General features: G+C 56.9%; 12 protein-coding genes. All 12 read right to left on the minus strand.

Features of this window, described 5'->3' with window-relative positions; translation table 11 throughout:
- Positions 1-206: 206 nt before the first annotated feature.
- From cas2 to K341_RS0106485, 12 genes are read right to left on the minus strand one after another with little or no spacing between them, the layout of a single operon-like run.
- Positions 207-497 (minus strand): CRISPR-associated endonuclease Cas2, encoded by a 291-nt coding sequence (cas2, locus tag K341_RS0106430; RefSeq protein WP_026762237.1) that lies wholly within the window; start codon positions 495-497, stop codon positions 207-209.
- 9 nt (positions 498-506) lie between these two features.
- Complete coding sequence (gene cas1c, locus K341_RS0106435; RefSeq protein ID WP_026762238.1) at positions 507-1,535, minus strand: type I-C CRISPR-associated endonuclease Cas1c; 1,029 nt, start codon at positions 1,533-1,535, stop codon at positions 507-509.
- Positions 1,532-2,191 (minus strand): CRISPR-associated protein Cas4, encoded by a 660-nt coding sequence (gene cas4, locus K341_RS0106440; RefSeq protein ID WP_026762239.1) that lies wholly within the window; start codon positions 2,189-2,191, stop codon positions 1,532-1,534. Before cas4 ends, cas1c begins: the two co-directional genes overlap by 4 nt.
- A gap of 1 nt (position 2,192) precedes the next feature.
- Positions 2,193-3,092 carry a type I-C CRISPR-associated protein Cas7/Csd2 gene (cas7c, locus tag K341_RS0106445; RefSeq protein ID WP_026762240.1) on the minus strand — a complete coding sequence of 300 codons (900 nt, stop codon included), beginning with the start codon at positions 3,090-3,092 and terminating at the stop codon, positions 2,193-2,195.
- The gene (cas8c, locus tag K341_RS0106450; protein ID WP_026762241.1) at positions 3,092-5,029 is read right to left on the minus strand and encodes a type I-C CRISPR-associated protein Cas8c/Csd1; all 1,938 of its coding nucleotides are present in this window, start codon (positions 5,027-5,029) and stop codon (positions 3,092-3,094) included. Before cas8c ends, cas7c begins: the two co-directional genes overlap by 1 nt.
- On the minus strand, positions 5,026-5,745 hold the full coding sequence (gene cas5c / locus K341_RS0106455) for a type I-C CRISPR-associated protein Cas5c (protein ID WP_026762242.1): 720 nt from the start codon (positions 5,743-5,745) through the stop codon (positions 5,026-5,028). Before cas5c ends, cas8c begins: the two co-directional genes overlap by 4 nt.
- A gap of 14 nt (positions 5,746-5,759) precedes the next feature.
- Entirely contained in the window at positions 5,760-8,228 is a 2,469-nt protein-coding gene (locus K341_RS0106460; protein WP_026762243.1) for a CRISPR-associated helicase/endonuclease Cas3, read from the minus strand.
- Between the two features lie 43 nt (positions 8,229-8,271).
- Positions 8,272-9,489 carry a type II secretion system F family protein gene (locus K341_RS0106465; protein ID WP_026762244.1) on the minus strand — a complete coding sequence of 406 codons (1,218 nt, stop codon included), beginning with the start codon at positions 9,487-9,489 and terminating at the stop codon, positions 8,272-8,274.
- Positions 9,486-10,484: a type IV pilus twitching motility protein PilT gene (locus tag K341_RS0106470; RefSeq protein WP_026762245.1), complete on the minus strand. Its 999-nt coding sequence runs from the start codon at positions 10,482-10,484 to the stop codon at positions 9,486-9,488. The genes K341_RS0106465 and K341_RS0106470 overlap by 4 nt, the downstream gene beginning before the upstream one ends.
- Positions 10,477-11,715 (minus strand): GspE/PulE family protein, encoded by a 1,239-nt coding sequence (locus tag K341_RS0106475; RefSeq protein WP_026762246.1) that lies wholly within the window; start codon positions 11,713-11,715, stop codon positions 10,477-10,479. Before K341_RS0106475 ends, K341_RS0106470 begins: the two co-directional genes overlap by 8 nt.
- Before the next feature lie 14 nt (positions 11,716-11,729).
- Positions 11,730-12,503 (minus strand): tRNA pseudouridine(38-40) synthase TruA, encoded by a 774-nt coding sequence (gene truA, locus K341_RS0106480; RefSeq protein WP_026762247.1) that lies wholly within the window; start codon positions 12,501-12,503, stop codon positions 11,730-11,732.
- A 13-nt stretch (positions 12,504-12,516) separates the two neighbouring features.
- A complete protein-coding gene (locus tag K341_RS0106485) occupies positions 12,517-13,332 on the minus strand; it encodes an energy-coupling factor transporter transmembrane component T family protein (RefSeq protein ID WP_026762248.1) in 816 nt (271 codons plus the stop codon).
- Positions 13,333-13,354 lie beyond the last annotated feature (22 nt).

A 13,354-nucleotide genomic window follows, 5' to 3' on the forward strand; every position in this document is an offset into this window, starting at 1 on the left:
GTTTCAATCCACGCACCCCTCGCGGGGTGCGACAGCAAACGGTCCCACAAAGGGAACATTTTGCCACGTATTTATGGGTGTTACTCGCCACAAATACGATTTTTCTCGGCGGTTCGTCCCACGCCCCTCCTTTGGCACGGTTCTTCCGCCTATATTTTATCATGCGATTTTTTGTTCACTTCACCTTCGCGCTCATAAAGAACCGCTCAGATGATGACGGCCGCCTCCAAGTCGTAAGACTCTTTGGTTCCGTAATGTTTCACCTTCGGCCCTTTATCCTTCCCGAGAAAATAAAACCGAAGGCTGTCTTCCTGCAGGTCTATGATGTCGAGCAGGGCGAGTTCCAACTGTTTGCACTGCGTTGGGTCTACTTTGCACTCGAAGACCGAATTCTGCACACGCTGTCCATATGCCCGGCATTTCCGCGCAACTTGCCGCAGACGCCGCTTCCCTTCGGGATCGACGGTTTTGATATCGTAGGTAATCAAAACATACATGACATCCTCCTACTTCCATAGGAACGGCGGATATGCGTCGAGATCACCGCGCAGATGGCGTGCGAGGAGCATTGCCTGCACATGCGGTACAAGTCCCCTCTTCAGCTTTTCCTCCATAAAGGGATGCGTAATGCTCGTCTCCTTGTGTGCGTGCCACGCTTCAAGAATTTTCTTCCGCCCGTCATCCGTGAGACGAACGGCGCCGCTCTCCTCGGTTTTAAAATCCCTTCCGCAAATCTTTTTCGTATTGACCATCGAAAACGCCGTGCGGTCTGCCGTCGGACGAAGTTCTTCCATCATGTCGAGCGCGAGCGACTGCCGCCCCGGACGATCGCGATGCAGAAAACCGACATAGGAATCCAGTCCGACGCCCTCGAGCGCGGATGCGACATCGTTCATGAGTAGCGCATAGAGAAAGGACAGCAGGCAGTTCATGTTGTCGAGCGGCGGCCTGCGGTTGCGTTCCGTGAAGAAGAAATCCTCCTTTTGTTTGAGAATCATATCGTCGAATAGGGAGAAGTACGCAACCGCAGCCTTCCCTTCGACACCGCGCAGTTCTTCTAAATCCTGCGTCTTCATCACTTCATAGCACGACGTTTGGAGGAATTCGCCAATACCTCTGAATTTCTCCTCGTCAATCCGCAGCACATGATCTCTGCTCGTGCGCTCGATGGTCCAACGTGCATTATATATTTTTCCGAGGATAAAGTTCTGCGCAAGGGGCAGAGATTCCTCCTCGCTGTCCGCACGCCGGTACTGTTCTTTGCGCAAAAGGACGTTGCCGTTGGTCTTGCCAATGACGCGCGCTTGGAACCGGCCCTCCGGCGTCATGAACGTCAGCGCGATGTTGTCTTCGGCGCATTTTCTCATGAGCGCAGGGCTCGCCCCCGTATAGCCAAAGGTTGTAATCTGCTCAAAGTTATGGAGCGGAAAACGCGCGAGTTCCTTATTCTCGCGACGAACGACGACGTTGTTTCCGTCGAGCGCGAGATATGCCTCGTCTTGGTTGACATAAAGCGTGTTGAGGAGCGGTTTCATCCTTCGGCTAGCCTCCTCTCCAAATACCGTTTCGCCGACCCGAGCCGTTTCAGTTTCGGAATGCAGACCGTGCTGAGCGAACAGTTGGCGCAGCCTTTTCTCCGTTTGACCTCAGGCGTGTGTCCGCGTGCGATATACCGGCGCATCTGCGCAACCAGAACGGGAATCTGCGCTTTCAGCTCATCCGAGATGTCCACCTTGACGCGCCGGCGAATCTCTCCGTAGTAAAGAAACCCGAAGGGAATCTCTGCCGCGAGCATATCCTCGAGGCAGAGTGCCTGCAGTGTCAGCTGAAGCACATCCTCATCTCCTTCCTTCGGCTTTCCTCTCTTGTACTCGACGGGGACGACGCGATACCGTCCCGCATAAGACGGAATCGCAACACCTGCGTCATCTGCATGGAACTCAACGACGTCGCATGCGCCGGAGATGCCAAGGCGGTCGGACGCCACGCGCATACCGCGCACGATGATTTTGCCGCCGCGCTTTTCCTTGATGTCCCCATCGTGCGCCTTTTCGTGGAGGGCGTTTCCCTCCACGGTCAATACGTTCTCCTGCCAGTGCTGCTCGAGATGAATCAGCCCCCATTGGCGCGGACAAAAGGCGTAATGCTGAATCTCCGAGAGCTGCAGATAGTCTTCCTCCGCATAGCCCATATCACTCGACCTTACTGCCCTCGATATATTTCTCGATGCGAACGCCGCTGAGCGCGTAGAGGGCGCTGTCGTTAAACGTATAGTCCCCCAAGGATTTCGGCATGTCCACGCCGTCTTTTTTATGCGCTTCGACACTCCGATGCACTTTTGCACTTGATGCGGCGCCGGTCTTATTGTGATGCTCTATCCAGTAGAACCGGTTCATCTCCATGCTGCCCTCGGGGCGTGCCGACGAGGCGTCGTTCTCAAAGATTGTGAGCAAGGCCTCTTTGACCTTGCGCGCGTCCTCCTCGCTGAATCCTGTTTTTTCGGCAAGCTGGACATTGATGCTCCCCTGCACTTTGTAAACGCCGAAGTCCACGCGGTACTTCATGCCCATGGTATCCGAGCCCTTCTTATCCCCCGGCTCGTTATTGACGCTCTTGGTAATCTGAACGCCCGTGATGGTCACGGGGTCAAGGCTGACCGCCGTATGAATGGTCACGGGGCCGCGCACGCCGACGGAGACCGCGTCCACACCGGTGCCCGCCTTGAGCGCGAATACCTGTCCGAATGCACGGACGTCAAACCATGCCTTCGCGGCTTCTTCCGCAATGAGACGAATGCGCCCTTTTTCTTTATCCTTCATTTTCAACGGTTTTTCCATCGCAGGATTGCCTTCGACACGCGAACGGATGCTGTCGTAACCGTCGTCCACGCGTTCGTTGGACTGGACGAGAATCACCTCTCCCACATCCTGCAGACGATTGCGCAGCTTTCTCTTGAGACATACGTCGGAGATTTCTCCGTAGCCGTCATAGTCCGTACGCGGTTGGTTGCCGTTTAGAGGGTCTCCGTTCGGATTTGAATGGTCCACGACGACGAACCCGATAAAATCAATTTTATTTGCTAATGCAGCCATTATACATTCTCCTCTCTCTTCTCTTCCACTTTCTGCCGATTTTCTTTCCGCTCAAGTTCCATTGCATAATTTTGGCAAGAGAACCCCAACAGGAATTTCACATCGAGCGGCGCGTCCGAACTAAAGTCTTTGTCGTCGAACAGCCAACAGATTTTATCAATCAGCTTCCTCTCTTTACCGCCATATCGTTCCCTTTTCTGTTCGTACGGAAGCAGCTTTTTCCGCAGGGTCATCCATGTCGATGCCGGACGAACCGAAAAGATTTCCATATAGCGCATCGCATTGGTCGTGCGGCTCGCAAGCTCCTCCCGACTAAACGTCGCTCGCTCCATCTGGTCCGCGACTGAAAGAAGCCGGCCAAACAGATAGGACCTGTCTTTCTTTTCCTCGTCAAGCGCCACAGTATACTCCTCCTTCACATGATTGAGCCGATTGCAGATAATGGCGCACGCCGGCTCAAGCAGCCGTCTGTGCCAACCGAAATAATCGTCAATCGCAGCTCTTTTCACCGTTCTGCTGAGCGCCATTTTTGCCATATCGAGCGGCAGCGCCTGTCCCTGCACAATGGCGCAAAAGATACGCTCCAACTCCATTTTTAATTGATTGTCACCGATATTTTCTCCATGACAGGCTTCGACCAGTCGCTTCGGTACCGGCACGCCAAAATACGCATAGGATTTTTCGGTCTCCTTGTCATAGCCGTGCTGGAGCCAGCGTCCGCAGCTGTGCCACTTCTCGATGCGCTCGATAAAGTCCTCGCCCGCCATCTCGCTGTAATAGCAGATGGAAAGGCGTCCGGGGGTTGCGGCATCGAGAATCATGACATTGACTTGACTCGTCTCCGCCCGTTTGAATTCGGCGCGATAGCCGTCCAGCGTGCGCTTCATGGACGCTGCCCAGTCCTCCATCGTGACCGGCATCGATGGCGCTGCGTCCGCTGCCCGGCGCCGGCGCGTCATCCTTGCCGTATCGTCGAACGCGGAGGGAATTTCCTGCGCATGCCGCCCCCACGCAAGGAATACGCGCCCGTCGACGACGTACCCTTGATTGCGAATGAGCCACATGAGCGCATTCATCGCTTTCTGCGAGGTCTCATAACCGATGGAGATGCACTCGTCCGCATCGGCAAACCGACCGCGAAATGTAAAGCCTTGGCTGTCGTTGGAGGAAATGATTTTCGCGCCGTCTCCCGCGAACCGAATTCCCTTCCCGTGTTTATCCGTCACGGGGAGCATCTCTCCCGTCGCATAGCAGAGTTTTTGCTCCATATCGGAAAAGTGATGCGTAAAAAACTGCCGGTATTTCTTTTGTAAATTGGTGTCTCTCCAAAGTTCCGGACAATCGTCGCCGTCGAGCTCCACACGAAACCGCACCATCGATTTCAGCACGTCGCCGGCAGCAGCCTTAAAAATCGGAGGCTTTTCCTGTTCCTTATCCGTCCACTTTTGAAGAATCTCCCCCTTGTCGTTACAATAGAGCACCTTCTTTGCAATCAAATCGCGAATCGCATCATGCTCCGTAATGTAACGATAAACGGCGCGCACCTTAGGCTCGGCGTCCTCCGACTGCGCCCATGCCCCCAGCAGTTCCGCGTACTGCTCGTAGGCGCTCTTCCGGTCTTTTTTCTTCGCCGGGACAAACGCATGATAATCCCGCGCGATGTAGGACAGGTTGTCATGCAGCGGGTGCGGCGACGGGCTGGACGTCCGCGACGCCGAATCCGGCGTACAGGGAATGAGCGTCGGCTGCTGCCCCTTATCCGACACGACCTCGGCATGAATGAGCCGTCCGTCGCCGCTCAATGTCATCTCAATCAGAGCGTTCTGCACGATATGTCCAACGGGAGGAAGGAGCGTCTTCATGCCGGCAGCGCCGACTTTGCCGGCGAACTGCTCGTTTTCGTTATAGGTTTGTACCAACTGCTCCATCCAGCTCATAGACGCCCTCCTTCCAGCTCTTTGAGTTCTTCCTCCGCAAACGTAACGCTGTTCTTGTCAAACAGCTTGGTCGTTACCTTGCGCACATCGCGGACAAGGGTGCATTCCTCGGGGCGCGGGAAGCGGAGTATGCCGTCCTTCATCATCGGCTGCCATAGCCGCACTTGGAGCATATTGCCTCCGGTCTCGTCGGCATACTTAAACCCGTGAAACATCGTACCGAGCGGCATCTCGCCCGCGTGGTCGTAATATCCCTCGCCTTCCCCATAGGTGACGGGCTCGACATAGCCCTGACACTCGCGCGTGCCGAGGAAGATATCGCGGCGCCCGCCGCGCTCCACCATGCGCTTTGCGATGTTGTGGTGCTTATGCTCATCCCTGTCCCCTGCAAGCTCTTTGCGATGCGTATTGAATTCGAAATGCGCGCGCACTTGATAGCAAACGTCGCTCAGATATTTGTAGACGGAGAGTTCATTTCCACCGCCGCCGTACTTTAACGGCTTTACCCCGCGCGACTGTGTGGCTATGCGATGCATCACCCTCACCTCGTCAATCACCCAAAAGATCGTGGGTTTCCAATAGATGCTCTCCGTGATGCCCTTGAGCGCCTGATAGGTCGGCACAGAGTACGAGGATCGTTCACCGCCAATCTTCGTGATGGGGTCAGTGAACAGCGCCATCCTGCCGTATACTTGAAACTCGATTCCATTTCTCATTTTATATCACCTCCTTAAATCATGAAGTACGCATTCGCCTGCTCCTCGAACTGCACGCCGAATGCTTCACTGTAATATTCTTCGCGCAGCGCAATCACCCCGCTCTCCATGCGACTAATCGCCCCTAGTCTATCAAGGATTTTTATTTCGTATGAAAATAGATTGACCATGTACTGCTGTGCGCTCTTCAATCGTTTCCGATAATCCTGCCCCCACCCGACATCTTTTGATTCAAACGCCGTAATCAGCTCCTTTCCCGCAGCGTAAGGCACCAGTACAGCCTCTGCATGAGAATCTATGACTTCAAACGCCCGGCCTGCGTCGTGAAATGCGTGCGCAAAACCGGTATGTACCTCATCTCCGCGCTCCTTGCATACGCGCACCCCCGCGCGGTTGACGGACAAGAGGTCAAGCAAGGTATTCCCATCATGCAGGGGGTAGCCCATACGCCCCTCTATTTGCTCCTTATAAAATTTACGGAAGTATTCTTCCATCGCCTGGGGAGAGAGAATCCCGTCTGCCTCCTTCTCAAACAATAGTACGCGCGCAATTTTTTGTCCCGCTTGTATATCCTCAAGACGGCTGAGATTTTCATCGGCAAACGTAAAGACGCGCACAATCCCCTGCGCCAGCGCGCCGTGTCGATTGCAACGCCCAGCCGCCTGCGCAATGGAGGAAAATCCCGCGAGCGCGCGGTAGACGACGGGGAACGACACATCCACACCCGCTTCGACGAGCTGGGTACTGATGCAAATAAGCCGCCTCTCAGGATGTTCTTTGCGGCACCTGAGTTCCTCTCGTACTTCTGCGAGGACTTTCTTACGATGTGCGGGACACATCTTCGTGCTCAGGTGTACCGCGCGAATCTCTATATCAGCATCCTGAACGAGCTCAGATACCGCCTGATAGAGTTCCCGTGCCTGCTTCGTGAGGTTCACAATACAGAGCACATCGCCTTCTTCCTCCGCGCTCCTGCAAATCGCCGCGGCAATATCTTCCACGGAGCTGCCTCCGTCTCGGCAGCAATTTTCGATGCGCACGCGTCGGAATGCCTCGAACACTTCCGATATATCCGTTGTCAGCTCGGCGTCCCTCCCGGAATCAATCGGGAAATCCAGTTTTTCCAGCGGCGGCTGCGTCGCCGTGCACAGCACCGTTGTCGTCCGGCAGAAATCCTTGAGAAAGCTTATCGCAAGATTGAACATATAAGTGCATTTCACAGGCAGCGTCTGTATTTCGTCAAATATCAATATGCTGTCCTGCAGCGCGTGCAGTCTTCTGATGGAACTGTTTCCGCCGGCAAAAAGCGTATTAAGGAACTGCACCTGGGTCGTAAAGATCACGGGGACATCCCAGCGTTCCGTTAGGATGCGCCGCCAATCCATGCCCTCCGTGTCTTCTCCGTCATCCTCCTCTGAGATGACATTGGAGTGATGCTCTAGGATTGCCTCGTCCCGGTCAAATATCTCACGGATTTCCTTGGCATTTTGGTCGATGATACTGGTGTACGGAATCACAACGATAATCCGTTTCTTATGCCACCGCTTTGCATGCGCGAGCGCAAAACGCATACTTGCAAGCGTCTTGCCACCTCCCGTTGGAACGGTGAGCCGATAGATGCCCGGCGTCTGCTCCGCCGCATGCAGGCAGTCGTCGCTCATCTTTTGGCGCAGCTGTGCGATGCTCTTCGCCTTTTCTTCCCGCGGGGTGGGAAAGCCCGCAATCTTCTTTTCGAGCTTTGCAGAGAACTCTTCCCAAAGGGGCTCCGTCTCCCATGCGAATGTCAGACGGTCGCCCAGTTCAAACTCCGCACTGTCCAAGCGGTCCGCATCCACGAGCATACTAAAAAGAAGCTTGATAACCATACCCCAATAAAAATGGTAGACTTCATCCAGCTTCTCTTTACCGATATTCTCCTCCCATGCTGAGAGCTCACGAACAGAAGCTGCAAAAAGGCAGTCCAGCTCCTCCTCCGAGATAACCTCTCGAAAGAAATAGGCAATATCGACGCCCGAAAACACGTCCTCTTTACTCATCCGATGGAGGAAACTGTATGTGTCCTTCCCGCCGGCAGCGCTCGTCAGCCCATGTTCGCCAAGATAGTTGAGGAGCCCGCTGTGATGTGAAAAGATCGCAAGGGCGGCGATCTCAATCACGATACTGCTCATGTCGCCCTGTCCGCCGTATCTCTGCATTAATAACTGCCCGCCCGCCGAGGAATGATCCACAGAGCCCCTCCGACTATAGTCCCCGGGATGCGCATGACTCCAAGAGAGATACTCTGCAAACGCCTCGCTGCATTTGCCTAGATCGTGCAGGATACCGATAAGATACGCTGTCGAGGAAAGCCCCGCCGCCTCGGCGGATGCCGACATCAGACCGGCAACGTGACGCAGATGCTCAGAAAGCGACTGCGCTTGGGGCGCGCCGTTTTTCCTATTCAAATCGTCTTTCTTCATATGTGCAAGATACACACGCGCCATACAAGCCTCCCTGCCGATACTTCAAATTAGTTTGGCGAAAAAACTACATCATCCGATCCATCGCCTCAAAGACGGGCAGTAAGAATGACAGTACCCCGAAGAAAATCACGAGTCCGATCACGACGATCATGATCGGCTCAGCAAGCGCCTCAATGCGCGCCGCGAGCTGTTTCGACACACGTTTACAGTAGTCCGCCGACCGTCGCAGCAGCCTCTCGAGGTCACCCGCCGTCTCCCCCGCCGCAAGCATTCCCTGCAAAAGCTGAGGGAGCTGTCCCTCCTGTGCAAGCGCATAGGCAAGCGTGCGTCCCTGCATGAGACGTTCCTCCACGCGCCCGAGCGAGCGGACGAGCACGCAGTTCCCCGCCACAGAACGTGCTAAATGCACCGCGCAGTCCAGCCGTATACCGCTGTGCATCAGGATAGCTAGAGTTCTGAGGATCATCCCCCACGCCGAAAATCGCAGAAAGCGCCCCAATACAGGCACACAAAGCAGCAACGCATCCAAATAATACTGCAGCGCAGGCACACGCACGAGCGCAATCATTCCGACGAGGAGCAAAACGGCGGCGCCGGGGACGAGGTAGGGATGAGTCGTAAATACATCCGCAGCCTGCAACAGGAGACGCGTCGGAAGCGGCGGCTCCGCCCCGAGGTCGCGCAGGAGAGAGGCAAATACCGGCAGGATAAACATCGTCATGAGCACGATCGAAAATCCCGTCGCCACGAGCAAAAAGAGCGGATACGCAAGCGCGCTTTTCATCGACTCCCGCAGTGTATGCGCCTCCGTGAGGAACGCCGCCGTCTCCGCAAAGATATGATCCAACGTGCCGCTCTCCTCTCCCGCACGAACCATGCCGACAACACTCGGTGAGAACACCCTCGGTCGGCGCTCCATCGCCTGTGACAGCGCCGTACCGCACAGTACATCCGCATGGAGCGCGGCAACAAGCCGTCCGTAAGCAGATGCGGCATCCGCCCCCGCCGCGATCTGCCCCAGCGCCTCATGAACCGGCATCCCTGCAGCCAGCAGTGCCGCCAGTTCCTCAAAGAGTGCGATGCGCTCCTCCTCCGACGGCACATCAAGGCACCATAAGCGAATGTCCCCCACTCGCAGCAGACGACGCCGCTCCTTGAGATCGACCACCGTCAGCCCCTCTGCAGCAAGACTGCGCACTGCCTTCACAGGATGCTCCGCCGTAACCGTCCCCTTGACACGCGTTCCATCCGTCGCGCACGCACGATAGGAAAACGACTTCATCGGATGCGCCCCTCTGCCCGCAGCGTCGCCTCCGCCATCGCCGCCGTCTGCATTCCCTGCGCTGCACCGCTCATCATCACGGAGTCAAGCTGCGCATAATGTCCCTGCCGAATCATATTGCGTACGGCAGTCGTCGCGCAAAGCGCTTCGATCAGCGCAACGCGCCCGCCGGACACGCACGGCAGGAGCTGCTGTGCAAAGATGCCTGTTACCGTATCGGCAAATGCCGCACGCACGGCATCACGCACATCCGCCGGGAACATACTCTCCACGCGGAGCGCCGTCTGCGCAGCACTGCGTGTATGGAGCGTACCGAGCACGAGCACCCCCGTCGCCGCCGCCGAAAGCGCCGCCTCCATCGTCTCACGGTCGCGGATTTCGCCGATGAGCAGGATATCAGGATCCTCACGCAGCGCGCTCCGCACGCCCGCCGGAAAGGATAAAAAATCGCGCCCAAGCGCTCGCTGACTAATGAACGAGCGCTTAGGCGCAAATATGTATTCCATCGGATCCTCGAGCGTCACAATATGCGCCGCCCGCGTTTGATTGATCTCCTCGAGCAGCGCCGCAATCGTCGTCGTCTTGCCCGAGCCGGTCGCCCCGCAGACGAGTGCCAGTCCTTCACGTGCCGCAGCGAGCGCACGGAGCGAAGCGGGCATCCCGATTTCCCCAGGCGTACGAATCCGCGCCGGTAAAAGGCGAAACGCAAGCGCAGGAACATCCCGTACCCTGTATACATTTCCACGAAATCGACGTCCCTCGTACTGCCACGAAAAGTCCACATCATGCTGTGCGGCAAGTACCGCCTGCTGCCCCTCAGAGAGCATCGAGGCCGTCAGCACATGCATAAAGTCTGCGGTCGGCGTCATCTCCGCCGCACACAGCACACCGTCACAGCGCATTTGTACTCGCTGATGTGCAGAGACATGGAGATCCGACGCCTCCGCCGCGATTGCCCGCCGCAGGATTTTCTCCCATTGCATCTGCTCATCCATAGAGCGCCCTCCCGACTTCATCCAGAGTCGTTTCTCCTCTGATCACCTTGACCACGCCGTCCTGCCACAGCGTCTCCACCCCGTCCTCCGCTGCCGCCGCATAGAGCGCCGCTTTGTCCTCCTCCCGCAGGATTGCGCTGCGAATGCGTTCGGAGACGGGCAGCACCTCATGGATCGCCATGCGACCGCTATAGCCCGTGCCGCGACAATGCGCGCAGCCCCGTCCGCGTGTGAGTTGCAGTCCCTCCTGATAAAACGCGCCGAGCTGTGCCGCTTCTTTTTCTCCCGGTGTATAGCGCTCACGGCAGTGCGGACAGATACGACGTACCAGCCGCTGCGCAATCACCCCCGAGAGCGTCGCCGCAAGAAGATAGCGCGGCACGCTCATTTCCGCCATGCGAAAGACCGCCGACACCGCATCCTCCGTGTGCAGCGTCGAAAAGAGCGCATGTCCCGTCAGCGCGATACGCACCGCCATCTCCGCTGTCTCTCGGTCGCGGATCTCACCGAGAAGGATCTTCTGCGCATCCTGCCGGAGCGCCGCGCGCAGTCCTGCGACAAACGTCAGCCCCGCCTCCGGGTTTACCTGTATTTGGCTCACCCCATCGATGCGCCGCTCCACAGGATCCTCGAGCGTCATGATATTACAGCTCACATCGCTGAGCGCCGCAATCGCCGCATAGAGCGTCGTCGTCTTGCCCGAGTTCATCGGTCCGCAGAGGAGGAGCAGCCCCGTCGGGCGACGAATCAGGCTTTCAAAAAGTGAGAGATTCCGCGCGGAAAAGCCCAACTCCGCACAACCGAGAAACCGCGCGTCCGCATCCATAATGCGCACAACCATCCGCTCACCGTCCATAACGGGAAGCACCGCAACACGCATATCCACAACACGCCCCTCATGCGAGTGGGAGAGCTTACCATCCTGCGGGCGGTTGCGCTTTGCCGTATCGATGCCCGCCATCACCTTGAGTCGCGCAATCACGACGGGCGCGAGCTCTCTTGGCAGATGCGGCGCAATTTCCCGCAGCAGCCCGTCCACACGCAGGCGGATACGCATCCCGCCGCCCTGAGGCTCGAGGTGGATGTCCGTCGCCCCCTCGGAAAGCCCGGCTCCTAGAATCGCGTTCACGAGCGCAACAACTGGACTACCCTGTGCCCCACCCTCACGAGTGCCGGCGCGCAGATCACGCATCGCTGCCGCCACAAGTCTCTCCGGAAACACTTGCTCCATGGCGTCCGCCCCTTTCAGTCCGGCACATCCGTGCGCCCCGCATAGTCTACATGGAGCAAATAAAGCCCGCAGGCGGGCGCCGTTGGGCTTGCCAAACGCCGATCGTGCGCTGCAAAAATCTCGGTGAAACGGTCCGTAGAAATACGCCCCAGCCCCACATGAACGACCGTGCTCATGATATTGCGCACCATATGGTAGAGGAACCCGTTTCCGTGCATATAGCAGGAAAGCTGCCCGCCCTCCTCATCGAGACGGATCTCATCCAGCGTGCGCACAGGCGACATCGGCGCGCCCCCCGCTGCACGAAACGAACTATAGTCGTGTGTGCCGACAAGCAGCCTGAGCACCGCACGCATAGCCTCCACATCGAGTGGACGAAAGATCTGCCACGCATAATTGCGCGTAAACGGATTCGGTACCGTACACCGCTCAATGCGGTAAAGATACGCCTTGCCTGTCGAAGAGTGGCGTGCACTAAAATCCCGTCCCGCCTCCCACGCCGCCGTCACCGCAATATCGGGCGGCAGGAGTCCGTTCACCGCACGCGGCAGCTGCGCAACCGGAATCCGCCCGTCCGTGAAGAAATTAACCACCTGCCCATAGGCGTGTACGCCCGTATCCGTACGCCCCGCCGCCGCCAGCTCCACCGGTTCCCCGCAGACCTCCGCAAGCACCTTTTCCAGCACATTTTGTACCGCAACAACAGGCAGTGATTGTCGCTGAAACCCATGGTAACGCGTACCGTCATAGGAAAGGCGCAGTGCGATATTACGCGCACGTGCCTTCATTATCTCCACATGCTCAGGGCGCAAGATACGAGCCTCCAAGACTCACGGCACAAACACCCGCCGCCCCAGTCAAAAAGATCGCAACCGCCGCGTAGTCGAGCCGCCCTATGCGCATCTCCTTCATCCGCGTACGCCCCTCGCCACCCTGATAGCACCGTGCCTCCATCGCAAGTGCCAGCTCGTCCGCCCGGCGAAACGCCGAGAGGAATAGCGGCACGAGAATGGGCACAATCGCGCGCATTCGCCGCAGAATATTCCCCTGTTCGAAGTCCATCCCCCGCGCTTTCTGCGCCTTCATAATGCGATCCATCTCCTCAAGAAGCGTCGGCACAAAGCGCAGCGCGATCGTCATCATCATCGAAAGCTCATGCACCGGCACACCTACACGCCGCAGCGGCGACATCAGCGCCTCCAGCCCATCTGTCAGACGCAGCGGACTCGTCGTCAGCGTGAGCAGCGTGCTCAGCAAAATGAGAAGGATCAGGCGCAATCCGATATAGCCGCCGCGTGCAAGCCCCTCCCACGTCGCCATCAACACACCAAGCCGAAACGCTTCCTCCCCCGGCGTCATAAAGAGATGAACAAAGAAGGTAAAGACAACAATCCACAGAATCGGACGAACCGAGCGCAGCTGCATCATCAGAGGCACACGAGACATCACCATCAGAACACCAACTGCGACGGAGAGGACGGCAAATCCCGCCGGATTTTCCACAAAGAAAATAAGCAACAAGAACCCGATCAGTAAGAGGATTTTTACACGCGCATCCATGCGGTGCAGGAACGAATCCCCCGGTAAATATCTGCCGATTTGAATATCGTGAAGCAAATCTTACCACACTCCGGTTCTT

Source organism: Centipeda artemidis DSM 19719 (assembly GCF_000426665.1).
Lineage (GTDB): Bacteria > Bacillota > Negativicutes > Selenomonadales > Selenomonadaceae > Centipeda > Centipeda artemidis.

Excerpts from the sequence above, each read along its gene's own strand:
- cas4 (WP_026762239.1), bottom strand. The coding sequence starts at position 2,191 with ATGGGCTATGCGGAGGAAGACTATCTGCAGCTCTCGGAGATTCAGCAT.
- K341_RS0106475 (WP_026762246.1), bottom strand. The coding sequence starts at position 11,715 with ATGGAGCAAGTGTTTCCGGAGAGACTTGTGGCGGCAGCGATGCGTGAT.
- cas5c (WP_026762242.1), bottom strand. The coding sequence starts at position 5,745 with ATGAGAAATGGAATCGAGTTTCAAGTATACGGCAGGATGGCGCTGTTC.
- cas8c (WP_026762241.1), bottom strand. The coding sequence starts at position 5,029 with ATGAGCTGGATGGAGCAGTTGGTACAAACCTATAACGAAAACGAGCAG.
- cas7c (WP_026762240.1), bottom strand. The coding sequence starts at position 3,092 with ATGGCTGCATTAGCAAATAAAATTGATTTTATCGGGTTCGTCGTCGTG.
- K341_RS0106470 (WP_026762245.1), bottom strand. The coding sequence starts at position 10,484 with ATGGATGAGCAGATGCAATGGGAGAAAATCCTGCGGCGGGCAATCGCG.
- cas2 (WP_026762237.1), bottom strand. The coding sequence starts at position 497 with ATGTATGTTTTGATTACCTACGATATCAAAACCGTCGATCCCGAAGGG.
- K341_RS0106460 (WP_026762243.1), bottom strand. The coding sequence starts at position 8,228 with ATGGCGCGTGTGTATCTTGCACATATGAAGAAAGACGATTTGAATAGG.
- K341_RS0106465 (WP_026762244.1), bottom strand. The coding sequence starts at position 9,489 with ATGAAGTCGTTTTCCTATCGTGCGTGCGCGACGGATGGAACGCGTGTC.
- truA (WP_026762247.1), bottom strand. The coding sequence starts at position 12,503 with ATGAAGGCACGTGCGCGTAATATCGCACTGCGCCTTTCCTATGACGGT.
- cas1c (WP_026762238.1), bottom strand. The coding sequence starts at position 1,535 with ATGAAACCGCTCCTCAACACGCTTTATGTCAACCAAGACGAGGCATAT.